Here is a 26,607-nt window from a genome sequence, read left to right on the forward strand (position 1 = left end):
CGAAAATTACTCATTTCCCTATTATCGTATAAATTTGTACGACTTTAATTTAAATTTTTTAAAATACATAGTTTTCAATTAATTTTTAAAACCAAAAAATTTGTCCCAAAGTGAAATTATTTTAAACATTGAGAATGTTGACCCATTGGCTCTATATGGTGAAAACAACATCAAGTTGAATTTATTGAGAAAGGCATATCCAGAGCTTGTTATAACCTCCAGAGGGACGCAATTGAAAATATTGGGTGATAAAAAGGAAACACAGGAAGTTAAACACAAAGTTGAGTTAATGGTTAAGTTATTGCGAAATAATCATGAATTAAGCTTACAAACAGTGGAAGGATTAATCCAAGGCGAAAACCCTTATCCATTGCAAATCTCACAGCATGAAAGCAAACAAGTTTTAGTACATGGACGTGAAGGAAGAGTGATCTATGCAAAGACAAAAAACCAACAACTGTTAGTAAAAGCGGCTGAAGAGCATGATATAATATTTGCAATTGGTCCAGCGGGGACAGGAAAGACCTATACTGCGGTAGCACTTGCAGTAAGGGCCTTGAAAAACAGACAGGTCAAAAAGATAATACTTACAAGACCAGCGGTAGAAGCAGGTGAAAACCTTGGTTTTCTTCCAGGTGACTTGAAGGAAAAAATAGACCCATATTTGAGACCACTTTATGATGCATTGGACGATATGTTTCCAGCGGAAAGACTTACCCAACTAATTGAAAGCAGAGTTATAGAAATTGCACCCCTAGCTTTTATGAGGGGTAGAACACTGGATAATGCATTTATTATATTGGATGAAGCACAAAATTCTACTACCCTCCAGATGAAAATGTTTTTAACTAGATTAGGACCAACGGCAAAATGTATCATTACGGGGGATCTATCCCAAATTGACTTACCGTATCGTCAGACTTCAGGCTTGAAACAGGCATCAAAACTATTAAATAGTATAGGGGGAATAACCTCAATTTATCTCACGAGAGATGATGTGGTCAGACATAGACTTGTAAAAGAAATTTTAAAGGCATATGAGGATGAATACAAAAAAAACAACCCATCAGAAGAAGAATAAAATATGAAAACGTCGAGTATAATTTATAAAGGTGATATTAGAACGGAAGCGACACACAATAAAAGCGGCCAAATAATATTTACAGATGCACCAACTGATAATTTTGGAAAAGGGGAAGCATTTTCCCCCACTGACTTAGTTGCTACTGCATTGGGATGTTGTGTTTTATCTATTATGGGAATTGCAGCTAAAACACACGAAATTAAAATGGAGGGAACTAAAGTGGATATTCAAAAAACTATGGCAGATAACCCAAGGAGAATAGTAAAAATTGAAGTTGATATATATATGCCAAATTTCGAATACGATTCCAGGGAAAAATCAATATTAACAAATGCCGCAAAAGGGTGTCCGGTTTCCAGGAGTCTGAATCATGAAATTGAAGAAGTTATCACATTTCACTGGGCCTTATAATGGGAGTGATAATATATCACACATTTAATATTGAAACAATTTTGTAAACCTAAATTTCTTATATACTTATTATTTTAATTTCAACCCTTTGATTTAGAAGTCTACCTTCTTTTGTTGAATTTGGGGCTATAGGTTGTCTTTTTCCGTACCCTTTATAAGAAATTCGCTCTTCATCAATTCCCTTGGACAAAATATAATCCCTAACGGCTTTTGCTCGGTTGGTAGATAAGCGATCACAAAATTCATGGCTTGGCTGGCTATTTGTATGTCCACCAATTTCGATATATATTTTAGGGTTAATTTTTAAAAAATCATATACTTCATCCAAAACCGGATAAGAACTTGCATTAATTTTGAAGCTATCAGCTGGGAATTGAAGTTTCTCAATTTTTATTGTTTGACCAACTTTGACTTTAGATTTGTCTAAATCTTTTAAAATTTTTTGTTGTTTTTTTTGTGAAACATTTACCGTTTCATTTGTCTCTTTCACTTTTTCTGAAGAAATGGAAGATGCTGGAGAAGATTTTTGTTCTGATGCATCTAGTGTTGCTTTTTCTTTTTTATAAGCCAGATATTTCTTTTTATCCTCCGGACAAGGAATTAGCTTAATATTGGATGCATTATCAAGCAACAAGTTTCCATTATAAGGGAAAAGTACAGGAGTTTTATAAAAGGCTTCAAGTTCAAGATACGGAAGATCGGATTTAGGTTTGAACTCAAAGTCAAATCTTTTCCAATCAGAATTTGCGACAGGTTCGGATTCAGCTAGAAGTTCTTTTTGGTTGCAATATCCTTCTCCACCATAAATTCTTAAAATTACTGGAGTAGTAAAAGATTTCAGTTCAGTACTACTCATGTGAGATGCGCTAATATATTCTAAAGATCGCGTCAGGTAAATGGAAAAGGAATAACATCGGCCTTTTTTCAAAGGGCGAGAAAGTTTTTGACCCACCCTTTCATATGTTTCGTTTTCTCTTACTACCATTCCCAAGTAAGTATTTCCGTGGTACGCTGGTTTGGTTACTCTGAAAAAAGGTTCCCTCCCCGGAATCTGAGGTTGAATGTCGGGAGGAGTTTCGGCACGAAAACCGCAATCAATCCATGCGGCGGGCGGATTTCCAGGCTGAGGAGTTCCTTCAAATGAACCATTAATCAAAACAATGGTAGATGTGTCTGCTTGCCCCAATAAGTTTGGATGAATATATAATATGAAAAAAGCGAATATAATAAATCTGGCAACCATGGATGTGATCTTGGAAAACATTAACGCAAGACTTAAATATTTTGTTGGAGAAAGATAAGAAATTTATTTGGCAATTGGAAAGAAAAATTGAATTAATTTAAAGTGTGTAATTTAAATTCATACAAATCCACTTATGAGTCAAATGACCAAATATGGTGTTAATAGTTAGAGTCAGAATTAAATTTTTAAAACACCTCTTTTGTCATTAAATTCATAAAGTATAAACCAGGTTATATTATTTTTATTAATTAGAGGGAAGGAAAAGGAAGCAAGATTTATTTGGTCATTTTGAAAGAGAATCTTATCATTTACATCATAAATTAAAATTGATAAGGTTTCATTTTTATTTGTTTGAGCCGCTCTAAGAAATAGAAAGTTGTTTTCTAAAATGGGTCTAAGCACGGGTTGGTCAATGTCACAAGAGTAAATTATAGAGTAGTCTTCATTATTCTGGTCAGTATAACTAAGTTTATAGCAGACATTTTCTTCATGAAAGGAATTGATGTGATCAATAAGTAGTATTTCTGAATGGTTTCCAATGAAATTTTTAAAGGGTTTTAAATTTTCAGAATTCACCCCTTTTTGAATAGATAAATTGTGAATAACATCGGGAAAGTCAATTTTTAACTCTGCAAAATCATAACCAATTTGTGTGAAAACGAAACTAATTTTGTTTTCTGCAGGTGAATTGGCGAGACAAAAGGAATTCAAAAGAACAAAAGGGAACACCCAATTTATACCTTTGAATGCGAAAGCAAAAAGAGTTTCAGTTAAATAAGACATATTCAAAAATTATATAATGTATAATTATCAAATAATGTGCCAAATGCGTTTTTAAAATACAAATTAATATAAATTAAAATTAGTCCATACAAGCATAATGTGATTATTTGAAACTCATGTCTATCGGATGTTAAAGTCAATAGGATAATTATCTTTGCTTTAATTTCATATCGAGATATGAGAATATTAATGGTTTGCCTGGGAAATATTTGTCGTTCTCCAATGGCTCAAGCGATCATGGAGTCGTTGGTTAGAGAAAAAGGTTTGGACTGGATTATTGATTCTGCGGGAACCAATGGATTACATGATGGCGAAAGTCCAGATGTCCGAGCAATTGAAGAAATTAAAAGGAGGGGTTTAAAAATTGGCCAACAGAGATCAAGAAAAATTCAAAAATCTGATGGGGAGAATTTTGATTTGATTTTGACAATGGATTATTATATTTTAAATGAATGCAAGAAAATATTTGCTAATAAGCCACACCTTAAAATTGAATGTATAATGAATTTTGTTAGTCCTAGTGAAGTGGTAGAGGATCCTTATTATGATGGAAGTTTTGATAAGGCTTTTGATAAAATTGAATCTGGGTGCAGAGCAATTCTCCACCGTTACTTAAAACATTATTGATACAGAAATTATTAATTAGTTTTAAAAAATATACAATGATACCAGAAATTGAAAAGGCTATAAATGAACAAATTGCGATGGAGGCTGAAGCAAGTTTCTCTTATTTAAGCATGGCGGTTTGGTGCGATTACAAAGGTTTAGAGGGTACAGCACAATTTTTTTACAGACAGTCTGAAGAGGAAAAATTTCACATGATGAAATTGGTCGAATATCTTTTGGAGATGGATTGCAAACCAGTAATTCCGGCATTGGGTAATGTGGTCAACGATTATGAATCTGTTCAATCTATTTTTAAACAAACATTAGTACAGGAGAAAACAGTTAGTCAATCTATCCATAGGATTATAGAAATGGCGACACAGACAAATGACCATGCTACGAATAATTTTTTACAATGGTATGTTGCTGAACAAAGAGAAGAAGAATCTATGATAAGGAAAATAATAGATAAAATTGAGTTAATAGGAAATGGACCCCAGAGTTTGTACTATATTGACAAAGAAATGGATCGCTTTAACCAAGCTATAATTAAGAACATAGAAGGAGAAAAAGGTAAATAAAATCCAAACTAAGGGACTTTAAAATAAAATATATTTAATTTGGCAATTAGGCCACATTACTAAATATAATTTGTAAACCTACCTTATATTACTCAATTGCAATATAAAATTTTATTATAGATTAAATAATAAAATTTCTCTTTTAAGATTCTTGCGATTTACCAGATAATTAAATCCAGACTTTTGTGTTTCTGGAACAAACATTGTATTTTTATAGTACAATTCAAAATTATGAAAGTATTTTTCTTTGCTGTTTTGGTTAGTTTAAGTGGTTTTATTGCTGCGCAAAAGATAACCCCAGAGGTTATTGGATCTGCAGGAGATGTTTTTAAATCCGGGGGATTTACGCTGGAATGGACTTTGGGTGAAATTGCAACAGAGAGCCTGACGTCAACTAATTTTAAACTCACTCAAGGTTTTCATCAAGGAAGAATAGTGATTTCTTCTGTCTCAAATCCTGTCCTTGAAGGGTTTAATGTTTATCCAAATCCTGTACGGGCAAGCCTTAGTATGGAGAATTTTACAAATGGAATGGTAGATTTTATTTTAACGGACATTCAAGGCTTGAAAGTTGTCCAAAATAAAATTACAGAAGGAGTTCATCTGCTCAATACAGAAAATATTCCTGCCGGGGTATATATTTTAAAAGTGCAAAATCAAAACCAATCACAATATTTCAAAATTGAAAAATTAAATAAATAATTTGAATCATGAATAAAAGTCTACTAATCTTCGCATTCACCTTTGGTCTTATTGTTAATATGGTGGCACAAGGTCCATCATTTAAGTATCAGGGTGTAGCCCGTAATGCACAAAATGCTGCATTGGTGAATCAAAACATCTCGTTGCGACTTTCAATTGTTAATGCAGCAAATGCCACGGTTTATTCCGAAATTCATAATACAAGAACCTCAGATTTAGGAATTTTTAATGTAAATGTGTGTGGAGGATCTAATCCATCAGGCACATGTGCAGCAATAGATTGGAGTGTTTCCGGATATCAATTAAAAGTTGAATTAGATCCAGCTGGCGGTTCAAGTTATTTGAATATGGGAAATTCTCCGATTTTAAGTGTTCCTGTTGCAGCATATGCAAGCAAGGCTGGATCCGTAACTGGGGATAATGATGGGAATCCACAAAATGAATTGCAGACGCTTAGTTTTAATTCAAACAGTAACATGTTATCCATATCCCAAGGAAATAATGTAGATCTAACTGCCTTGAAGAATGATGCTGATTTTGATCCAACTAATGAAATTCAAACCATTTCTTTGGACACCACAAATAATGAAATTAGGTTGAGTAAAAATGGGGGTAGTTTTTTGTTACCATCAAGTGGAAACAGCTTGTGGACAAAAGCAGGAAGCGAGCTTAAATATTCTCATTCTTCCAGTGTTGGAATAACATTTAATCCAGGTAAATTCGAACTCTCCTTTGGTCCAACATCTAAAAAGAATTTTACATCTAGTACAAATAAATGGGCTGAAGAGTATACAACATTTCCAACAAATGCAATGAAGACAACGGCATACGGAGCTGAGATTCAAGAATATCCTGCAACATTTAGTCAATATTATCTAAGGTTTAATGCAGATACCTTCTTCCAAGTAAGGGCAACGAATTTTACTTCACCCGGCGTAAGTACCCAATTGGTTTTAAGTAATGCAGTTCTAAGTGGAACCACACCCGTAAGGGTAATTGGAACCCTTTTGGATGCACAAGGCGGAATTGGAAGGGCTATCACCGCGTTAGCGGGCCGACCTGGATGTGGATTGGTTGCAGCTACAATTAATAATACCGTGACTCCATACATGGGGGTTTTTAGTCCTTCAAATCCAAATTCTTTGATAGGCGGAATTTATATAAATGGTACTCAATCAATAGTAGCAGCCAACATGAAAAACTTTTGGATGGATCACCCCACTGATCCAACAAAAGAAATTTGGTATGCTTGTGTGGAAGGTCCAGAAGCTGCAGCTTATGAAAGAGGAACAGCACAGTTGATCAATGGTGAGTGTGAAGTAAAGTTTAGTGAACATTTTGAAATTGTGATCAATCCTACAACAATGACAGTCCAGCTTACCCCACAGTCTTCTGAATCTGAAGGACTTGCAGTTGTAGAACGAACAGCTACTGGCTTTAAAGTCAGAGAACTTAGAAAAGGAAAAGGGACATATAAATTTGATTGGGAGGTAAAAGGAGTAAGAAAAGGATATGAAGACTATAAAGCCATAAGAGTTAAAGGACTTGAAACACCAGTGTTAGTTAAAGAAGGATCATCCATTGGGTTGGACTGGAAGGTAACAAATCAAAAGTAAATTAAATTTAATAAAATATAATAAAAGCCTCTACATTATATGTGGAGGCTTTTTTATTGTATCGGTTATATTTTAAAATTAATTTATTTAAAGAGACACAAAAATTAGAGGCAACGATTACAGTTCGTTTTCCTTATTGTTCAAATTGTTATACAGACGATCGAAATACTTTAGTTTTATATAATAATCCATCATTTTTTGGATAACATCCTTTGAATTGTCGCCATGATCAAATTGAACAAGATATTTTTCAATCTCATTTTTTTCATTTAAATAGAGCTGGTCGACAGTTTCTTTGAGTGATATGATTTCTTTTGAATTGTTGTTATCAACAGCCTTATCTATCATTTCATGGAGATCCATCATTTCAGATAAGAAAAGAGTATTAGGTTTTGGTTCATTTAGATCCGGACCCAATTTGAGATTAAGAATGTATTTTAGACGAAGCGAAGGGTTGGAAAGAACTCTAAAGGCTTCATTGTTGTATGCAGAACTAAGGTGATTGACAGCGTCATCCTTATCAAGATGATCAGGATGACTTTCTCTTGATTTTATGTAATACTGTTTTCTTAAATGATCAAGATCTAAATTAAAAATACATGCTAATCCAAAATGTTCGAAATAGTCCACATTATTTATTTAGAAAGCGAAATAGATCTAAACCATTTGCATAGAGCAGTAAGCTAAGTAATAATATAAATCCAATTAAAGTTGCTTTTTCGATTATTTTGTCTGGAACCTTTTTTCCACTTATTACTTCAATCAACAAGAAAACTACATATCCTCCATCTAATGCAGGTATTGGAAGTAAATTCATAAATCCCAAAATAATTGAAAGAATACCGGTCATTTTCCAGAACGATGTCCAATCCCAAGTTTTCTCAAACATATTTGCTATCGAAGCAAAGCCACCTAAGGAATCTTTAGCTTTAATTTTCCCTGCAAACATCTGCTTAAAAGCCATTAGTTGGCCTGACAATAAATCTACTCCTGTAGTTACCCCTTTAGGCAGAGATTCAAAAAAGCTAAAGTGTTCTTTTTCTGTTTTTAAGAATTTATCCATTAATTTCCAACCCAACCCAATAATACCTTTTTCATCAGATAGCACACTTATATTTATACTATCCGCTCCTCGTAAAATACCAAGTTTAAAAGCTGTATTTGGTTTGTTCTTCAATTTGCGATGCGCTTCATGTAAGTAGCCTACATTTTCTCCATCAATAGAATATATTATATCGCCAGGAAGAACACCAGATTTTGATGCTGAAGAATTATCAAGTACCCGAGCGATAGAAATAGGAATACGGGCACCCCAAAGTTCCATGGATTTAATTTCGGGTTTGGCCAGCTTTTGAGCATAATCCGGCGAAATCTTTAATTCAACAGGAACTTCATTTCTAAGTACAGTTATGTTGGTTGCGTTCTCTAAAACAATGCTCTTCAGTAATTTTCCCCTATCAAATCTTTCAAAATCTGAATTCCCAATTTTGATAATTTTATCACCATCTCTAAAACCCATAGCATATGCAAAGCTATCTACACTTATTCCATATGTCATATTTGCAGTGGGTAGGTATTCTATACCATTTCTCCAAAGTAGCATCCCAAAGATAAAAAAGCCAAGAATAAAGTTAACGGTTACGCCACCAAGCATAATAATTAATCTTTGCCATGCAGGTTTGGACCTAAACTCCCATGGTTGGGGTTCTTGTTTGAGTTGTTCAGTATCAAAGCTTTCATCCACCATGCCAGAAATTTTAACATAACCACCAAGGGGAAGCCAACCAATACCGTATTCCGTTTCACCTATTTTCTTTTTAAATAAAGCAAAATATGGATCAAAAAACAAGTAAAATTTTTCAACCCGAGTCTTAAACCAACGGGCAGGAAAGAAATGACCACATTCGTGCAAAACCACCAAGATTGTGAGACTTAAGACAAATTGGCTTATCATTATTAAATTGTCCATGGTACTAATATTGAAGTTGAAAACTACAAAAACGAAGAATTGTTTAGGTGGCGAAGATAAGTACTTAAATTCAGGATTTGTAACTCTCAATTTACGCATCAATTTATAGGAATCTATAAAAGAGAATACCGATATCTTTGGGCATAATTTTTCAATCATGCTTTTGTTTAAGGGATTAAGAAATGGCCAGAGAAACATTTTACTTTCACCTGAAGAAAGTCACCACTGTTTAAAAGTTACCAGACATAAATTGGGCGATATCGTTTTAGTATCAGATTTTGAAGGTATTATTTGGTCCGGAAGGATCGTAGGAACTGTAAAAGATCAATGCGACATTGAAATAATTGAAATTTCAAAAGAAATAAAAGTAAAGGGGGGAAAAGTATCGATAGCTGTAAGTTTGACAAATCATTTGGATAGGTTTGAATGGTTTCTAGAAAAGGCAGTAGAAACGGGAGCTGACCAAATTTATCCTATGGTGTGCGCACGAACCGAGAATCATAAGCAAAAGAGGGAACGATGGGAAAAAATTATTTTGTCCGCCGCAAAGCAAACATTAAGACCTAGTCTACCTATTCTTGAACCTTTAATAAATTTTGAAGCATTACTAAAAACAAATAGCACGGCGCAACGTTTTATCTGTCATTGTGAAGATGGTGCGGATCAGTTTATCGGGTCAGTATATAATTCAAACCAAGATGTAATTGTGTTGGTTGGCCCTGAAGGAGATTTCTCGAGTTCAGAAATAAGTAATAGTCTTTTGGCCGGCTTTAAAGAGGTAAATTTAGGAGACTTCCGATTGAGGACCGAAACTGCAGCAATTGCATCCTGTATCATTTTACAAACCATAAAAAATATTAAATGACAAACAGATATTTTATACAAATTGCTTTACTATCCATTCTTTCTTGTTTGGCTTTTTCTACCGCTCCACCCAGTATTAAACTTGGTTTATTAAAATATAATGGCGGTGGAGATTGGTATGCAAATCCGACTTCTTTAAGTAATTTATCCAAATTTTGTAATAAAGAAATAAGAACTAATCTTGATATTAACTATGGAACGGTTGAAGTTGGTAGTGCAGAAATTTTCAACTATCCATTTATTCACATGACAGGACATGGCAATGTTGTGTTTAGTGATATGGAATCTCAAAATTTAAGACAATACTTAATTGCTGGTGGATTTCTTCATATTGATGACAACTTTGGTATGAATCCTTTTATTCGGCCATCTATGAAAAAGGTGTTTCCCGAATTGGAATTTATAGAACTACCTTTCAATCACCCTATTTATCATCAGTCCTTCAATTTTAAAAATGGGTTGCCTAAAATCCATAAACACGAAGGAAATGCCCCCCAAGGCTTTGGCTTGTTATGGGAAGGAAGGTTGATTTGTTTTTATACTTATGAATGTGATTTGGGAGATGGATGGGAGGATAGAGAAGTTCACAAAGATCCTGAAGAAATTAGGACTCAAGCCCTACAAATGGGAGCCAATTTAGTTCAATATGCTTTTACGAGATAAGGATCTAGAGAAAAGAAATAGTTTTGTCTTCTAAAGATTTTATATTTATTGTTTGGGAAGCTACCAACACCCATTTTTCATCAATAAAGGTGTAGAGTTGAACTACATATAATCCTGGTTGAGCGAATTTCATGTATATATTGGTACTCAGCATTTTTTGGCGAATTCCATTGCCAAAATCAATAAGGTATTTTTGATTTGGATTAAATTCTATAAACACAAAATTGAGTAATTCATTGGTAACAAAATTTCCTTGAATTATCAATTTTCCTGACTTTTCTAATTCAGATTTTTGGATTAAAGTATTGTTTTGTATGGAGTTAAAGGTCTTGTTTTTACTTAAGAATCCTGAGCCCGAAATGGTTTCAGGATCCGGGGTAATAGACCGTCCAAGTATCATATAGCTTCCAATGATACCGACTATAGTGATAATAAATGCTAAAAGAAGGTCTTTTGTCCTTTCGGTAAGACCTTTAAAAGGTAAGAAGCTTAATAAACTTAAATTGCGTTCCATTAAAAATCAGATCTGGGAGAGCAAATATATAACAATTAATCATAATATTAATTATAAATAACTATATTTTAAATAATTATATATATTTTATAAATATAATATGTATAATTTGATATAAAAATTAATAATCCCCCAGAATTTCAATAAAACCAAGTGTAAAAACCAGAGCCATTAAAATACTTGCTACCTTTGGAGTGTAAAAAAATAAAATGGATTGGTTAAAACAATTATTAGATTTCCTTTTGCATGTTGACGTTCATTTGGTTGAGTTAACAACTCAATATGGGATCTACATATATATTATACTTTTTTTAATTCTTTTTTCTGAAACCGGACTTGTTGTAGCTGCTATTTTACCTGGTGACAGTCTTTTGTTTGCAGCAGGAGCAATGGCCTCAAGTGGTAATTTGGATTTACTCACCGTGATGTTTGTTTGTATAATAGGAGCAATTTTAGGGAATACAGTAAATTTTTTTATTGGTAAATGGTTAGGGCCAAAAGTTTTCGAACAAGATTCTAAATATTTCAGAAAAGATTACTTAATCAGAACACAAAAGTTTTATGAAAAACATGGAGGTAAAGCCTTAGTAATTGGAAGGTTTTTACCTTTAATCAGAACTTTTGTGCCGTTGGTTGCAGGGATCGGTAAAATGAATTCAGGTCGGTTTACTTATTACAATGTACTAGGTGCCATTCTCTGGATTATTCCTTTGACTACAATCGGGTTTTTATTTGGTAATATTCCCTTTGTTAAGAATAATTTTTCATTGGTTATAATTTTTATCATAATTATAAGTGCAATGCCATTATTTATTACAATTCTTAACCGTAAGCGTATTTTTAGCAAAACTAAAATATTTGATGAATAAGTCAGATTTTAATGCACCGAATTCCTACTGTTGATTATGAAAAGCCGTATTCGCAAACACATCAAATTGGTTTATTTGTTCACCATTATAATTGGTGTATTCTCAGCTTTACATGGTTTAATACAGTTTGATATTCCAGACACGGTTAGTGGAGGGATTAGATGGGTTGGGATAATTGGATTGTTAATAATAGGAATAAATTCTAATAAGCTAACAACATGGATTTTTATCAGCATGTTTATTGGCGCAGAAATTGGTTATGATTTTCCTGTCCTAGGAAATGAGCTTAATGTACTGAGTAAAATATTCATTAAATTAATTAAATCGATTATTGCACCTCTTTTATTTGGAACTCTTATAGTGGGTATAGCGGGTCATTCCAATATAAAACAGGTGGGGAGACTAGGTTGGAAATCCTTATTATATTTTGAAGTGGTGACTACTGTTGCTTTAGTTATTGGATTAATTGCAATAAACATAAGTAAGGCAGGAGTTGGCATAGTGAATACTGGAATTAAAGAGGAAATTCCTCAAACAATTAAACAGCAAGGCTGGAAGGACCTTGTACTTCATGTTTTTCCGGAAAATTTTATTAAAGCCATTTCTGAAGGACAGGTGTTACAGATTGTAGTTTTCTGTTTACTTTTTGCAATTTCTATGTTGTTTGTAAGTAAAGAGACAAGGAAGCCTTTTATTACTTTTGCTGAATCTCTGTCTTCAATTATGTTTAAGTTTACCGACATAATTATGTACTTTGCTCCATTTGCAGTTGGTGGAGCAATTGCTTATACCATTTCTAATCTTGGAATTGATATAATGAAGAATCTTATCCAATTGCTTCTTACCTTATATCTTTCACTAATAGCATTTGTATTATTGGTTTTTGTACCGATGATATTCTTTTTTAAAATTCCGATAAAAAGATTTATTGCATATGTTACAGAGCCGGTGACTATTGCTTTTGGTACAGCGAGCTCTGAGGCAGCGCTGCCATTAGCTATGGAAAATATGGAAAAATTTGGTGTAAACCGAGAAGTTGTTGCTTTTGTACTTCCAACGGGTTTAAGTTTTAATTTGGATGGTACAACGTTGTATTTATCTTTAGCTGCGATTTTTGTAGCACAAGCTGCAGGAATTGAACTGACTTTGGGTCAGCAAATAGTTATGCTACTAACACTTATGCTTACCAGTAAAGGTGTTGCCGGAGTGGCAAGAGCCTCATTAGTAATTTTAGCAGCTACAGTAAGTTCTTTTGGACTTCCGGAATGGCCAATTGCAGCAATTTTAGGAATTGATGCTTTAATGGATATGGCAAGAACTGCTGTCAATACTCTTGGTAATTGTTTAGCAACTGTGGTTATCGGTAAATGGGAAAATGAACTTAACATACCTACAGAAAAGATTAACTAACTTGAAATTTAAAGAACGTTGAATTTCGATTAGTATAAATTCCAAGAAAAAATATTTTTTGATCTTTTTCAAATGTGATGTATTAAAAGACTTTTATCTTTCTATTGATTATAATTTACTGTTAAGCTGTATTATAATAGATATAACTAATTTTAAGAAAATTAAAAGTTAGTGAATCTTTCTAGAATGTTTCCATCTTTTGTGTGACCAAAGCCAGTTTGAAGGATCTTTTATAATTGTTTTTTCAAGTTGCGACATAAATTTTTGCGTAATTTCTCCAAAGGAACAACTGGAAGGATTTTCTACTAACATACTAAACTCTAAGGTGTAATAGGATCTTTTGATTCTTTGCATTTCCATATAAATTACAGGTAAATTATAAGCTCTTGCATATTTTTCCAAACCATGCAAACATGCAGTTTCTTTATTAAAAAATTTTACCCAAATTGCATCATTAACGTTGGAGGGATTCTGATCTGCCATTAGTAGAATAAGTTTTCCATTTGGAATTTCTTCAATCATTTTTCTAGTTTCACTGGTAGGCAAAAGCAACATTGAACTTTTGGCTCTTAATTTTCTAATATAATTTTCAACATAAGGATTAGAAATTTTTTTATAAATACCAATGACTTTATTTTGAAAATAGTAACCAATTCCTAATACTGTCCATTCCCAGTTATTGTAATGCCCACAAACACAAATTACAGACTGCCCTTTATTTAAATAGTCATTTACAAGGTTGGAATTGATGAATGTGTTTCTGGTAAATATTTCTTCTTTACTCAGCAGCAATCCCTTGATGCCCTCAATAAATATATCAGAGATGTTTTGGTAAGTTTTTTTAATTATATTTATTTTTTCTATACCTCTTAAATTGGGAAAGCATGAAACCAGATTATCTTCTATTACCTTACGACGATATCTAATTATATAAAATAAGACATAATACACAATATCAGAGAGAAGACGCAGTACTCCGAAGGGCAAGAACCTGAAGAAAAAAAGAAAAAATCGGATAATTAAATAAATTAGCATGCGAGTGCAAAAATAATCAATGACAATTCATAACACTAAATTATATTTGAGTATTAGTAGCTGAAATAGTTTTATGTATAAAAATTTGTTCTGGTATTGTTTATTTTTTCCATTGTTTTCCCATGCTCAATATGTTGAGTATGTAAATCCATTTATTGGCACGGGAGGACATGGTCATACCTTTCCTGGTGCTACAAGTCCCTTTGGAATGGTGCAATTAAGTCCGGATACCAGGATTAAAGGCTGGGATGGTTGCTCCGGATATCATTATTCAGATTCAATAATATATGGATTTAGCCATACACATCTTTCTGGAACAGGGGTCGCTGATTATTGTGATATATTGGTTATGCCAGGCTGCGGAAAGCTGGAATTTTCAGATGGATTTTTAGGCAACCAATCATGCGCTGCAGAATTTGACAAGAAATTGGAAAAGGCCGTACCAGGAAAATATGAATGTTTCTTGATCCAACCAAAAATCGAAGTACGTCTTACGGTTACCCCGCGGACAGGAATTCATGAATATTTTTTTAAAAAGGAAAACGAACACAAGTGGATTAAAATTGACCTAAAACATCGAGACAAAGTGATAAGCGGGGGCTTCGAAACTATAGGTAAGAATGAAATTTCAGGGAGGAGAATTTCCTCCTCTTGGGCAAAGGAACAGCATATTTATTTCGACTTAAAATCATCTGTACCATTTAAAAGGACCTTATTAAGTAGAGATAGCTTAGTACTTTTTTGCGAATTTGAAAAGAACACTAAACGTGTTGTTTTGCAATGTGCTATTTCGGCGGTGGACGAAGATGGAGCTCAAACTAATCTTCAATCAGAGTGGGTTGGCTATAATTTTGAAAAGGCGTATAAATCAACCAGGAGTTTATGGAACAATATGTTAGGGAGAATCGATGTAGGCTCTAAAAATTCTGAACACAAAAGTAAAGTCATATTTTACTCCGCACTATATCATTTGTTAATCCAACCAAATCTTTTCCAGGATACCGATAACAGGTATCGTGGAATGGACAATAAAATTCATATTGGTGAATCAGAATATCCAAGATATACAGTATTTTCACTTTGGGACACCTATAGGGCAGCTCACCCTTTATATCAATTAGTTTATCCCGATTTTAACGAAAAATTTGTTTTGAGTTTTCTAGGGCAGTTTGAAGAATCTGGAAGACTTCCTGTTTGGGAATTGGCAGGAAATGAAACTTATTGTATGATTGGCAATCATTCAATTCCTGTTTTAGCAAATGCATTGTTGGATCGTAATTCCAGAATTGAAAAATATAGACAAAATATTGAAAAGGCAATTCGCGGAACTTTGGCTTTAGATTTTTCTTGTTTAGAAAATTTTAAAAAGGGGTTTATTTCCTCTGAGGAATGCAGTGAATCAGTGTCAAAGACTATTGAAAATAGTGTTGATTTTGGGGCACTAAAATGGATTGTTCCTGATGATGAAAGTATAAGGGAACATAATTACTTTAAAAATTTGTTTAATCCCGAAACAAGTTTTTTTCAAGCAAAACTTAACCATACGTTCATTGAACCCTTTGACCCAAAGGAAGTTAATTTCCATTTCACCGAAGCAAATGCATGGCATTACTTATTTGGGGCTCATCATGATGTATGGGGTATGATAGAATGTTTTAATAATACAAGAGGAAAAGGCAAATCAAATATTTTTGACAAGCAACCTCTGGAAATTTTACTGGATAGTTTGTTTCAATCTGATTCAAAAATGACGGGTCGTGAACAATCTGATATTACCGGTTTGATTGGGCAATATGCACATGGCAATGAACCAAGTCATCATGTAGCATATTTATATAATTATTGTAATCGCAGCAACAAGACCCAGCAAATTGTAAAAAGAATTTTACAAACGATGTACACTACACAACCGGATGGATTATGTGGAAATGAGGATTGTGGACAAATGTCTGCCTGGTATATTTGGAGTAGTTTGGGATTTTATCCTGTAAATCCAATTTTGAATTCTTATGACCCAGGATATTTTATTTTTGATAAAGCGAGTATTAAAGTTCCTGGCGAAAAACGAATACATATAATTTCCAATAGAAAAAGTGGATCTAAGTATGTTCACCAGATTATTAAAAACGGAATTCTCCAGAACTCTTTAGTTGAATTAAATCCCGGAGACAAATTAGAATTTATTTTTAATGATGATAAATTTATAGACTTAGTAATGAATCAAGATACCTTGGCTGATGATTTTAAATTTACATTGCCATATATTTCTGAAGGAAACAGGACTTTTCAAGATAGTGTAAAAATAAATTTCTCATCCTTGGGAAATTTCGGGATAGTATACAAAATTGGAAATCTAGATGGTCCTGAACGTAATTACACAAATTCTATAATATTCAGAGAAAATCAAAAAATTTTCTTCAAAAACAAAAACAGTGAACCAGCAGGGAAAACCAGTCCTTGGTTATTGGCTAATTTTACAAAACGTCCAGGAGGTTATGAGATTAGAAGAATCACTGAATTTTCTCCTATGTATGCAGGAGGAGGAAGGGAAGCCCTGATGGATGGATTGGAAGGGAGTTTAGATTTTAGAGATGGACATTGGCAAGGGTATTTTGGTAAAGATTTCAATATTGAATTTTCTCTGGAAGAGAATTTGGGAATTGAAAGGGTGGAGGCGAGGTTTTTACAAGATCAAAATTCTTGGATTCTATTACCAGCTAGCGTTCAGGTTTTGACTTCACCAAATGGAACGGATTATATTCTAGAATCAGAATATTTTAACACAACACCACAAAATACGAATGGTGCTTTTGATAAATTATTTCAATTTGAAATAAAGCAGAAAGGCACTAGGTTCATCAAGTTAGTAGCAAAAAATCCTGGAAAGCTTCCTGAGTGGCATCTTTCATCAGGAGAAAATAGTTGGATTTTTATTGATGAAGTAAAGCTTATAAAAAAGTAGGAATATGAAAGAAAGAAGAAAATTTATACAATCCATTGGGATTTCAGTCTTAGGTATTTCATCAGCAAATTGGTTTAAAGAACTAGAATCAATTGTTGGAAAGAATAATAAAATTCCAAAAATGAAAGTGATTGCCACATGGAATAACCCAAAAGCTGCTAAAGCAGCTTGGAATAAGCTTTATGAAGGAGGAAGTGCATTGGATGCTGTGGAAGCGGGAGCAAGGGAACCAGAAGCTGATCCATTGGACACTTCAGTAGGCTTAGGTGGATTTCCTGACCGAGATGGCGATGTTACCTTAGACGCATGCATAATGGATCATTTAGGAAATGCTGGGGCTGTTCTTTATTTGCAAGACATACTTCATCCAGTATCCGTTGCCAGAAAAGTTATGGAAAAAACACCACATGTATTTTTAGCCGGGGATGGTGCACAGAAATTTGCGCTGGCGGAAGGATTTGAAAAGCAGAATTTATTAACTGAAAATGCGAAAAAAGCTTGGAAAGATTGGTTGATAAAATCTGAATATAAGCCTATAATTAATGTAGAAAGGCACGACACCATTGGAATTCTTGCAATGGATAATATGCAACATCTTTCAGGAGCGTGCAGCACCTCCGGACTTGCATTCAAGATGAAAGGAAGAGTTGGAGATTCTCCTATAATTGGTGCAGGGCTTTATGTTGATAATGAAATCGGTGCAGCAACGGCAACTGGTCTTGGAGAAGCAGTAATTAAAAAGGTTGGGGCTTTTTCGGTTGTTGAAATGATGAGACATGGTTTGAGTCCACAAAATGCATGCAAAGAAGCCATTAAAAGGTTGTTAACTCTTAAAGAATCAAAGGACATGCAAGTGGGATATATAGCCATAAATAAGCGGGGTCAGATAGGGGCATATGGGCTAAGAAAGGGCTTTCAATATATTGTTGCTGAGGATGGTAAAATCACTGTACATGATGCCGATTCGTATTTTCCATACTAAGAATGACCACCCCAAACTAACTTATTAAAAAAAAATTATATCCATTATTTTAAGTGCATAATGCATTTTTATTGGATATAATATATTGATAAACAACACTATATATTAATTTACAACAACTTCAATTTTAATCTTCTAAAGAGAATTGACCCCATAAATACAGCTTTTGGCATTGGTTTTGCTTGTAGAAACGCAAGACATATTAGACCAAGACTATATGCGAAGTTTGAAAGTTGGCGTGGTTGATGATCATGAGTTGTTTCTAAGAAGTTTTGTACTTCTATTGACAACTATAAAATCCGGATTTGATATCACGGTAGCTGTTGAAAGTCTATCAGAAGATGACTTTTTAGCCAAACTTCGACAAAATGATCTTGATTTAGTATTTCTGGATCTTAATCTGACCAAATCAGATGGGATTCGGTTGATTCCGAAAATCAAGGAGAGGAATCCGGAAACCAAGGTTTTAATTGTGAGCATGTCTACAGAAGCCAAGGTCGTACGGGAGTCTTTCCAGCAGGGTGCCGACGGGTATCTTTCAAAGTATTCTGATCTTGATAATCTAGTTGAAGGAATTAGAGAGGTGATGGATGGAGAAATTTTCTTTGGTAAAGGCATCGAAGCTACCCAGAAAATTTCATCTGAAGTGGTAAAGCAGACAAGTACACCAATGCTAAACCGCTTTAATGCAAAGTTCCATCTTACCAAAAGAGAATCAGAAATACTTGAGAAAATGACCGAAGGGAAGTCTTCAAAGACGATAGCTGCAGAACTGTTTATCAGTAAGGAGACCGTGAGTGTTCACAGGAAGAATCTGATGAGAAAGTTAGGAGCTTCCAATGCTTTGAATCTTCTTAAGATAGCCCGGGACTATAATTTGATTTAAGAAAAAACAAAACTAAAACTATCGACTCACACTTGGACCAGATTGTCCGAGAAGCTAAGCATTTGTAAAAATTTTTGATTTACTCATATCCGTTTAACTGAAAGTATTAACATGAAAAAGGAAACGTTTACTACCAAAATTAATTTCCAAACTCGAAGGCAGGCAGTCTTTATGAATGCACTGTTTCTTTTGCTCAGCTTTTTTATAATTCAGGTGCAAGGAATCTCTCAATGTCCATTGGCATGTGATGATGATATTCAGGTTTCACTTGACGAAAATTGCGAAGCAACGATTACTCCAGACATGATACTTGAAGACCCAGGTGGTCCGTGTAATTATGTTGTTGTTGTTTTCGGAACCAATGGACTTCCATTACCACTTCCAGAGGTAAATAGTACGCATGTTGGCAAACGTCTAAAAGTTGCAGTTTACTTGGGAAACAATTCTTGCTGGGGTCACATACTTGTCGAAGATAAGTTGCCTCCAACGATCATTTGTCCACCCAATGACACAGTATTTTGTAACAATAGAGACCATTTGTTATTACAGCCATTTGTACGAGACAATTGTTCAGGGGTAACTCGAATCAACTTATCTGATAACACAGAAATGTTTGATTGCACACTTAACCCGAACGACAGTATAATTGCAAAAAGGACCATTAGATACTACTATGTTGATGCAAGTGGAAATAAATCAGATACATGTAATCAATGTGTCTATTATAAGAAATTCAAACAATCAGATATTGTATGGCCAAGCGATGCAATTTATAGTTGTGATCAATTTGATACTATTCCTTCCCCTTTAATAAGCGGAGTTCCTCTAGTAGGAAATGACACAATTTTTCCAAACTGGGGAGTATGTAAAATAGCTGTAGCCTATGAGGACCAACTCATACCTGTGTGTCCAAAATCATTTAAAGTTTTAAGAAAGTGGACCGTTTTGGATTGGTGTGCTCCGGCAGGGCAAAATATTTTTACTCATTTCCAAATTGTAAAAGTAATTGATGACAGAGGTCCAATTCTTTTTTGCAATCCATTAATGAATATTAGTACAGACGTTTGGAGTTGCACAGGAACTGTTTTAATTCCGCCGCCAACCATAGTTAAGGAATGCTCAAGAGTTACTTTTCAAGTTGGATACAAAATACAATCTCCTGGAGGAGTGCCTACATATGAAGGAACCTCTACTGCCAATGTGGTAAAATTACCTAATGGATATTTTTCTATATCTGGACTACCATTGGGGTTAAATTGGGTAATTTTCAGAGCTACGGATGAATGTGGAAATTATACAGATTGTTCAACTGAAGTACTTGTTGAAGATAAAGTGCCTCCAGTCGTAGTGTGTGATCAGAAAACAGTGGTTACCCTAACTGTAGACGGTACAGCTAAAATAGAAGCCTTGACTTTTGATGATCGTTCACACGACAATTGTGTAATTGATAGATTTGAAGTAAAGAGAATGGATAATGGCGTACCATGCAAGGATACGGCCAGAAGTAATAAATGGGGCCCTTATGTTTATTTTTGTTGTGATGACATAGGAAAGACAATAATGGTTTCTTTGAGGGTGTGGGATTTAGCAGGCAACAGTAATACTTGTATGGTTGAAGTGGAAGTTCAAGATAAAATTGCTCCATTCATATTTTGTCCTCCTAATATAACAGTAAGTTGTGAATATGACTATCCAGATTTAAGTGTTTTTGGAACAGTGAGAAACAATGTAGCTGATAGAAAGCCAATAATAATTAAAGACCCACGTGTCATCATGGATGCTCCAGCAATCGACGGATATGCATACGATGGTTGTGGAGTTACCATAAAAGAATTCGTCTCAACCAGAGGTAAATGTGGACGGGATACTATTACCAGAGTATTTGAAGCAACAGATGGCAACGGTTTGGTAAGTAGATGTACACAAACTATTGTTGTTTATGATTTCACTCCAGATAATGTAAAAGTGACTTGGCCATTAGATTATATCAGCAATACTACTTGTCTAAACAAACCAGAAATTTCACCAGATATTACTGGCAAACCAAAGGTAGAGTTTGCAGATAGATGCAACAGCATTTTTACAAATTATACAGATCAAGTATTCACTTTGGATCCTGATGCATGTGTAAAGATTATCAGAACCTGGACCGTGATAGATTGGTGTCTTTATGACCCAAATAATTCACAAACGAAAGGATATTGGACCTGGAAGCAAATAATTAAAATCAGCAACACAGTGCCTCCAACAATTATAAGTGATTGCAGAAACAGAACTGTAGATGTTTTCGGCCCAGGATGTGCAGGGTTTGTAGATCTCAGAGGAAGAGCAACAGATGATTGTACGGATACATTAAATCTTGTGTGGTATCATGAGGTTGATTTAAATAATGATGGTATAATTGATGCAGCATTCACAGGAATTGGAGCCGATGCAAGTGCAGTTTACCCTGTAGGAGAGCACAAAATTACATTTAGAGTTAAAGATGCCTGTAATAACCTTACTAGTTGTACTTTTATTCTAAACGTTAGAGATGGTAAAAAACCGACACCATATTGCAACAGTGGTATAACAACAACAGTAATGCCTAGTACGAGAAGTATTGAGATATGGGCAAAAGATTTTAATATCAACAGTGAAGATAATTGTACTCCAAAAGATAGTTTGAAGTACTATTTTCTGGTGAATAATACCTTTGTTCCAAGCATGATATTTGATTGCAGCAATAGAGGAAAAAATATTCTAAGGATCTATGTAGTTGACAAAGCAGGAAATTCAGATTATTGTGAAACAACTTTAGAAATTCAAGACCCAAATCATGTTTGTCCTACCGGCTTGACAATTCAGGGTAGAATTGCAACACAGGATAATAGATCCTTGAACAATACTGAGATATTGCTTGAGCGTACTAATCCCGCAGGAAGCAATATAACTTATACCAATGCCAGTGGAATTTACAGCTTTAATACAGTTACTTCAAAGATAGATTATACAGTTATTCCTTCCAAAAACTATGATTTCTTGAATGGAGTTAGTACACATGATATTTTGTTGATTCAAAAACATATCCTTGGTCAACAAGAGTTTACCTCTCCTTATTTGATCATTGCAGCTGATGCCAATAACAGCAAGACAATTACAGCTGCAGACATGGCTGAACTTAGAAAGTTAGTGCTCGGTAAAATTGATAAATTTACAAATAATAAATCATGGAGATTTGTACCAACATCTTTCAATTTTGCGAATCCTAAAAGTCCATTTCCTTATGACGAGTTCATAAAATATGGTTCAATTGGACAAAACGAAATGAACACAGATTTTTATGGAATTAAGATAGGGGATGTTTCAGGGAATGCAGATGTGAACAATCTTGGAAGAGAGATTAGTTCAAGAACCTCAGGAGAATTTAAATTATACACCGATCAAATAGAATTAACAGCAGGAGAACAAATTACTGTTCCAATATTTGCCTCAGATGATTTGATTTTAGGAGGAATTCAAATGTCCTTAGATATGGATATTTCTCAGGCAGATTTTGTAGGATTGAATTCCGGTTTATTAAATTTAACCGATGAAAACTATGCTATTACAGACAATAAGTTAAAACTAAGTTTTGTCGCTCCCGAAGCAATTAGCATAAAAACCGGAAGTCATTTGTTTAGTATTGTTTTGAGGTCCAAGAGTGCAACAAAATTAGATAAAGTATTGAATATTAATAAATTAGGCTTTAATTCAGAGATCTATGATGATCAAGCAAATTTATTTGAATTGGATCTTAACTTTAGGACTAAGAATCATACGGAGGAAAAACCAACCCAAGCGGTAGCAAAATTGTATCAAAACAAGCCAAATCCATTTAGCGATCATACAGTTGTTGGGTTTGAAATACCTGAAAGTCAAGAACTTAGTCTTGTAATATACGATTTAGACGGAAAAGTTTTGAGAAGGAATACAAAAGTATACGGCAAAGGATATCATGAGTATATAGTTAAAGCATCGGATTTGGGTTCAGCGGGTATCTTTTATATCCAATTAAATTCCCAGAACTTTAGCGAAACTCGTAAAATGGTGTTTATAAAATGATAAGGATTGAGTAAATGCAGAATAAAGGCCTGATTGTGGATAACCCACAGTCAGGCTAATTTTATATCAGAATAAATGAAAATTAAAGCGAAATTAAAATTCATTGTCAAAAAATTAGATATTAAAGAAAATTACCATATTGCTAAAACAATTGTTAACTTGTCTTTATCTTTGTAAAGTGTTTTATGTATTTGGTTTTCCCGAAATTCAGTAAATTATGAAAAAATTAATTTTAGCGTTTTTTTTACTCCTCTCCATTTTTACTGTGAATGCTCAATTTTTAATTAAATTCAGCAGTCCCAATGGTAATCAGAATGATTTTGTAAATGTTAAAGTAGAAACAGATAATTTTACAAAAATTACCGCAACCCAGTATTCAATAACCTATGATTCGGCTGTATTGGAGCTTGTTGACGTGGTTAATAAAAAGATAGATTATAATGTAAATGTTGGAGATCATAGAGGTGGTGCAGCAAATATTAAAAATGGGCAACTAACTTTTACCTGGAATAGCGAAACATCGGATCCAGTAACCTTTCCTAATAATACAGCCCTATTTGAAATTCGATTTAAATTAATTGGAAAGCCTTGTGATTCATCTTTTATTCGATTGGCCAATAAACCTACCTCAATAGAGGTTTTAGATGAAAATGAAGAGCCCATAACAGTAAATTCTCAAGAAGGAAAAGTTAAAGTTAACGGCGTTGGGTGCCCAGGTTCAGGTGGCGGCGGAGCAAAGGATTTCACCTTTACAGCTTCAAAAATTACTGTACCCAGAGGTACAGATGGATGTATCAGTGTGAGTGTAAAGAATTTTACGGGAATAGAAACTATGCAGGCAACTTTGAAATGGAACAAATCAGTTGCAAAATTTAAAAGTGTGGGCAGTTTTAATCTTGTTGATTTAAACGGAGGGGATTTTAGTATTAATTCAGACAGTACAGAACTTGGGTGGGTTTGGTCACCTAATAGTGGAGTTGGGGTAACCATTCCAGATAATCAGGTAATCTTCCAAGTTTGTTTCACTGCAGTTGGCTCGAATGGATCCTCGACAGACATGGAATTTGTAAATGCTCCATTTAGGGTTATAGAAGTAACTAATGCACAAGGTAATGTACCCGTTGTTTCTGAAAAAGGTTCTTATACAATTGTTGAACCACAATCCTTGTTGACCTTATTCACAAGAGACACTAGTGTTTTGGAGGGGACTGAGCTTTGTCTGCCTATTTATGTTAACGATTTTAGTTGTATTGAAGCTTTTCAATTTGCTATAAAATATGACAATACTAAACTCAGATTCAAAAGAGTCTCTGGAATAAATCTTGCCGATCTACAACCTTCAGATATTGTTCCAACAAATGATACCATTAAGGTGCTTTGGGCTTTCAGAACGGCCGGTGCACAAACTTTAGCAAATGGCACATCCCTATTCAGTTTATGCTTTGATGTGATTGGTAAATGTGTAACCACGACGAGTCCTAAGTTTATTCCTTTAGGCGGAAGTCTAGAATTTTCTGCAGGATGCAATAAACCTGAACCAACAGTTGTGCTCAGTGAGAAGACGATTACCATCCAATGCAATACAGGGCCAACAGACCCAATAGTGAGTATAAATTCAATTGGCCATGTGAAATGTGCAGGAGATTGTAATGGGTCAGCTTCTGTTAACGTTACAGCTGGTTCCGGGAATTTTACATATCAGTGGTTTGATGCAAATACCAACCAACCTGTTTCCCCAGCAATTACGACTAAAGACCCGACAACTTTATGTCCTGGAAGGTATTATCTTAAAGTTACGGATACTGCGCCACCTAATAAAACTGCAAACAGCCCAACAATAACCATTAATGATGCATTGCCTATAGTAATTAACGCTTCAGTAACACACGAATCGGATATAAAAAATGATGGAAGAGTTGAAGCAATAGTGACTGGAGGTTGCCAACCGTATAAGTATAAATGGTTTAGAACACCTAATAATACAGTTCTAGATACAATTGATAAAGTAATCAACCTTAGATGTGGTAATTATGCTGTAAGTGTGACGGATTGTAATGGATGCATTAGCAAAGATACCTTCAGAGTCAATTGTCCAGTTACACCATTAGTTTCCAACATCACAAGGACAGACAGTATTCGTTGTTTTGGAGAATGTACTGGTGCGTTAAGAGTTGAAACTCAAGGAGGAGCCATACCATATAGTTATCTTTGGGCTCCCGGAGGGCAAACGACTATTTCCATTAGCAATCTATGTGCGGGAACCTATAATGTAAGAGTTACAGATGCAAATGGTAATGTTTCAAGAGACACATTTATTATTACTGAGCCTCAACGATTGAGTGTTGTGGTGAATCAAATCGTTCCATCGTCTGGATCAAATGGCTCAGCAACAACTACAACAACCGGAGGAACTCCTCTATATAAATTCGAATGGTCCAAAGCAGGGACCGGAGTAGTTTCGACCGCTAAAGATTTAACTAATGCGGCACCGGGGACTTATACTTTTCTTGTCACAGATGCTAACAATTGCACTCAGCAAATTGAAGTTATAATACCGCAGGATAATTCTGGAGGAGGTCCTTCTGTAAGTATAAAAATTGATACCAAACCTGGAGGATCAGCAGTAAGTTGTAGAGGTGTGTGTGATGGGAAGATCATCGCAACCACAACCGGGGGTACAGCTCCAATAACTTACAGATGGTCACATAATCCAAATTTAAATTCAAACATAGCAGATAATCTTTGTCCTGGTACCTATACGTTAACGGTGACGGACGCACTTGGAAAAACCAGCACGTCAACTTCATTAACAGTTAATGATGCACAGGATATTAGCATTAATATTCGCAAATTAAGTTGTGCTACAGACAATACAACCTCTGATGGCAGATATGAAGCTGTGGCCACTGGAGGATCAGGTACTTTGACTTATCTATGGTGTTCTAATGAAATAACTCCAATAGCAGATGCCCTTCCTTCGGGAACTTGCAGCTTAAGAGTAACTGATCAAAATGGATGCAGTAAATCACAAAGTTTTACAGTTTGCGTTGGAACTCCACCGGATGAACCATGTTTTAAAGGACGGTTGGCGATATCTCCGAACGGAGATGGTTTTAATGATTTTTTTGTCATTGAATGTATTGAAAATTATAGCAATACTCTGCAGATCTTTAATCGTTGGGGAAAGCTAATTTTTAACAAAAGTAACTACGTAAATGAGTGGCCAGATCAAAACCCTGATGAAGCAGACTTAACTGAAGGAACATATATGTGGGTTTTAACCGTAAAGGAACCTGGAAAAAATGATGTAATTTATAGAGGAACAGTTACCCTTGTAAAATAAT

General features: G+C 34.5%; 21 protein-coding genes. 15 read left to right on the top strand and 6 right to left on the bottom strand.

The genetic code is table 11. The features are described 5' to 3' along the window. Positions 1 to 100: 100 nt before the first annotated feature. Both IPJ83_01155 and IPJ83_01160 read left to right on the top strand, forming a co-directional pair. The gene (locus tag IPJ83_01155) at positions 101 to 1,081 is read left to right on the top strand and encodes a PhoH family protein (protein MBK7879154.1); all 981 of its coding nucleotides are present in this window, start codon (positions 101 to 103) and stop codon (positions 1,079 to 1,081) included. Between the two features lie 3 nt (positions 1,082 to 1,084). After that, positions 1,085 to 1,495 (top strand): OsmC family protein, encoded by a 411-nt coding sequence (locus IPJ83_01160; GenBank protein MBK7879155.1) that lies wholly within the window; start codon positions 1,085 to 1,087, stop codon positions 1,493 to 1,495. A gap of 58 nt (positions 1,496 to 1,553) precedes the next feature. Here IPJ83_01160 and IPJ83_01165 read toward each other — a convergent pair whose 3' ends face one another. Together IPJ83_01165 and IPJ83_01170 are read right to left on the bottom strand one after the other, a co-directional pair. Beyond that, entirely contained in the window at positions 1,554 to 2,480 is a 927-nt protein-coding gene (locus tag IPJ83_01165; protein ID MBK7879156.1) for an OmpA family protein, read from the bottom strand. Positions 2,481 to 2,915: 435 nt separating this feature from the next. Continuing rightward, a complete protein-coding gene (locus IPJ83_01170) occupies positions 2,916 to 3,521 on the bottom strand; it encodes a hypothetical protein (GenBank protein ID MBK7879157.1) in 606 nt (201 codons plus the stop codon). A 177-nt stretch (positions 3,522 to 3,698) separates the two neighbouring features. Between IPJ83_01170 and IPJ83_01175 the strand changes: the two genes are divergently transcribed. The 4 genes from IPJ83_01175 to IPJ83_01190 all read left to right on the top strand — a co-directional run bounded on the left by IPJ83_01175 (position 3,699) and on the right by IPJ83_01190 (position 7,026). Next, positions 3,699 to 4,148, top strand: a complete 450-nt coding sequence (locus IPJ83_01175) for a low molecular weight phosphotyrosine protein phosphatase (protein ID MBK7879158.1) — start codon at positions 3,699 to 3,701, stop codon at positions 4,146 to 4,148. A 35-nt stretch (positions 4,149 to 4,183) separates the two neighbouring features. Beyond that, positions 4,184 to 4,708 (top strand): ferritin, encoded by a 525-nt coding sequence (locus IPJ83_01180; GenBank protein MBK7879159.1) that lies wholly within the window; start codon positions 4,184 to 4,186, stop codon positions 4,706 to 4,708. Positions 4,709 to 4,939: 231 nt separating this feature from the next. Beyond that, on the top strand, positions 4,940 to 5,410 hold the full coding sequence (locus tag IPJ83_01185) for a T9SS type A sorting domain-containing protein (GenBank protein ID MBK7879160.1): 471 nt from the start codon (positions 4,940 to 4,942) through the stop codon (positions 5,408 to 5,410). Between the two features lie 8 nt (positions 5,411 to 5,418). Then, positions 5,419 to 7,026 carry a hypothetical protein gene (locus tag IPJ83_01190; protein MBK7879161.1) on the top strand — a complete coding sequence of 536 codons (1,608 nt, stop codon included), beginning with the start codon at positions 5,419 to 5,421 and terminating at the stop codon, positions 7,024 to 7,026. A gap of 117 nt (positions 7,027 to 7,143) precedes the next feature. On the opposite strand, the gene IPJ83_01195 is transcribed toward IPJ83_01190, so the two are convergent. Then, positions 7,144 to 7,656 (bottom strand): hypothetical protein, encoded by a 513-nt coding sequence (locus IPJ83_01195; GenBank protein ID MBK7879162.1) that lies wholly within the window; start codon positions 7,654 to 7,656, stop codon positions 7,144 to 7,146. A 1-nt stretch (position 7,657) separates the two neighbouring features. Then, positions 7,658 to 8,995: an RIP metalloprotease RseP gene (rseP, locus tag IPJ83_01200; GenBank protein MBK7879163.1), complete on the bottom strand. Its 1,338-nt coding sequence runs from the start codon at positions 8,993 to 8,995 to the stop codon at positions 7,658 to 7,660. 157 nt (positions 8,996 to 9,152) lie between these two features. On the opposite strand from rseP, the gene IPJ83_01205 reads away from it, so the two are divergent. Both IPJ83_01205 and IPJ83_01210 read left to right on the top strand, forming a co-directional pair. Next, the gene (locus IPJ83_01205) at positions 9,153 to 9,860 is read left to right on the top strand and encodes a 16S rRNA (uracil(1498)-N(3))-methyltransferase (protein ID MBK7879164.1); all 708 of its coding nucleotides are present in this window, start codon (positions 9,153 to 9,155) and stop codon (positions 9,858 to 9,860) included. Then, positions 9,857 to 10,522, top strand: coding sequence for a DUF4159 domain-containing protein (locus tag IPJ83_01210; GenBank protein ID MBK7879165.1), 666 nt, complete (start codon positions 9,857 to 9,859; stop codon positions 10,520 to 10,522). Before IPJ83_01205 ends, IPJ83_01210 begins: the two co-directional genes overlap by 4 nt. Before the next feature lie 4 nt (positions 10,523 to 10,526). On the opposite strand, the gene IPJ83_01215 is transcribed toward IPJ83_01210, so the two are convergent. Then, the gene (locus IPJ83_01215; protein MBK7879166.1) at positions 10,527 to 11,036 is read right to left on the bottom strand and encodes a hypothetical protein; all 510 of its coding nucleotides are present in this window, start codon (positions 11,034 to 11,036) and stop codon (positions 10,527 to 10,529) included. Positions 11,037 to 11,245: 209 nt separating this feature from the next. On the opposite strand from IPJ83_01215, the gene IPJ83_01220 reads away from it, so the two are divergent. After that, positions 11,246 to 11,905 carry a DedA family protein gene (locus tag IPJ83_01220; GenBank protein ID MBK7879167.1) on the top strand — a complete coding sequence of 220 codons (660 nt, stop codon included), beginning with the start codon at positions 11,246 to 11,248 and terminating at the stop codon, positions 11,903 to 11,905. Between the two features lie 36 nt (positions 11,906 to 11,941). Then, positions 11,942 to 13,315, top strand: a complete 1,374-nt coding sequence (locus IPJ83_01225; GenBank protein ID MBK7879168.1) for a cation:dicarboxylase symporter family transporter — start codon at positions 11,942 to 11,944, stop codon at positions 13,313 to 13,315. A 168-nt stretch (positions 13,316 to 13,483) separates the two neighbouring features. Here IPJ83_01225 and IPJ83_01230 read toward each other — a convergent pair whose 3' ends face one another. Then, on the bottom strand, positions 13,484 to 14,350 hold the full coding sequence (locus tag IPJ83_01230; GenBank protein MBK7879169.1) for a lysophospholipid acyltransferase family protein: 867 nt from the start codon (positions 14,348 to 14,350) through the stop codon (positions 13,484 to 13,486). A gap of 73 nt (positions 14,351 to 14,423) precedes the next feature. Between IPJ83_01230 and IPJ83_01235 the strand changes: the two genes are divergently transcribed. From IPJ83_01235 to IPJ83_01255, 5 genes are all read left to right on the top strand, one after another. Continuing rightward, the gene (locus IPJ83_01235; protein MBK7879170.1) at positions 14,424 to 17,312 is read left to right on the top strand and encodes a GH92 family glycosyl hydrolase; all 2,889 of its coding nucleotides are present in this window, start codon (positions 14,424 to 14,426) and stop codon (positions 17,310 to 17,312) included. A 4-nt stretch (positions 17,313 to 17,316) separates the two neighbouring features. Continuing rightward, positions 17,317 to 18,294: a N(4)-(beta-N-acetylglucosaminyl)-L-asparaginase gene (locus tag IPJ83_01240; protein ID MBK7879171.1), complete on the top strand. Its 978-nt coding sequence runs from the start codon at positions 17,317 to 17,319 to the stop codon at positions 18,292 to 18,294. A gap of 166 nt (positions 18,295 to 18,460) precedes the next feature. Then, positions 18,461 to 19,180 carry a response regulator transcription factor gene (locus tag IPJ83_01245; protein ID MBK7879172.1) on the top strand — a complete coding sequence of 240 codons (720 nt, stop codon included), beginning with the start codon at positions 18,461 to 18,463 and terminating at the stop codon, positions 19,178 to 19,180. 111 nt (positions 19,181 to 19,291) lie between these two features. Then, a complete protein-coding gene (locus IPJ83_01250) occupies positions 19,292 to 23,263 on the top strand; it encodes a T9SS type A sorting domain-containing protein (GenBank protein ID MBK7879173.1) in 3,972 nt (1,323 codons plus the stop codon). A 217-nt stretch (positions 23,264 to 23,480) separates the two neighbouring features. Then, positions 23,481 to 26,606 carry a gliding motility-associated C-terminal domain-containing protein gene (locus IPJ83_01255; GenBank protein ID MBK7879174.1) on the top strand — a complete coding sequence of 1,042 codons (3,126 nt, stop codon included), beginning with the start codon at positions 23,481 to 23,483 and terminating at the stop codon, positions 26,604 to 26,606. Position 26,607: the final 1 nt, after the last annotated feature.

This window comes from Candidatus Vicinibacter proximus, from assembly GCA_016713905.1.
In the GTDB taxonomy this organism is placed as follows: Bacteria; Bacteroidota; Bacteroidia; order Chitinophagales; family Saprospiraceae; genus Vicinibacter; species Vicinibacter proximus.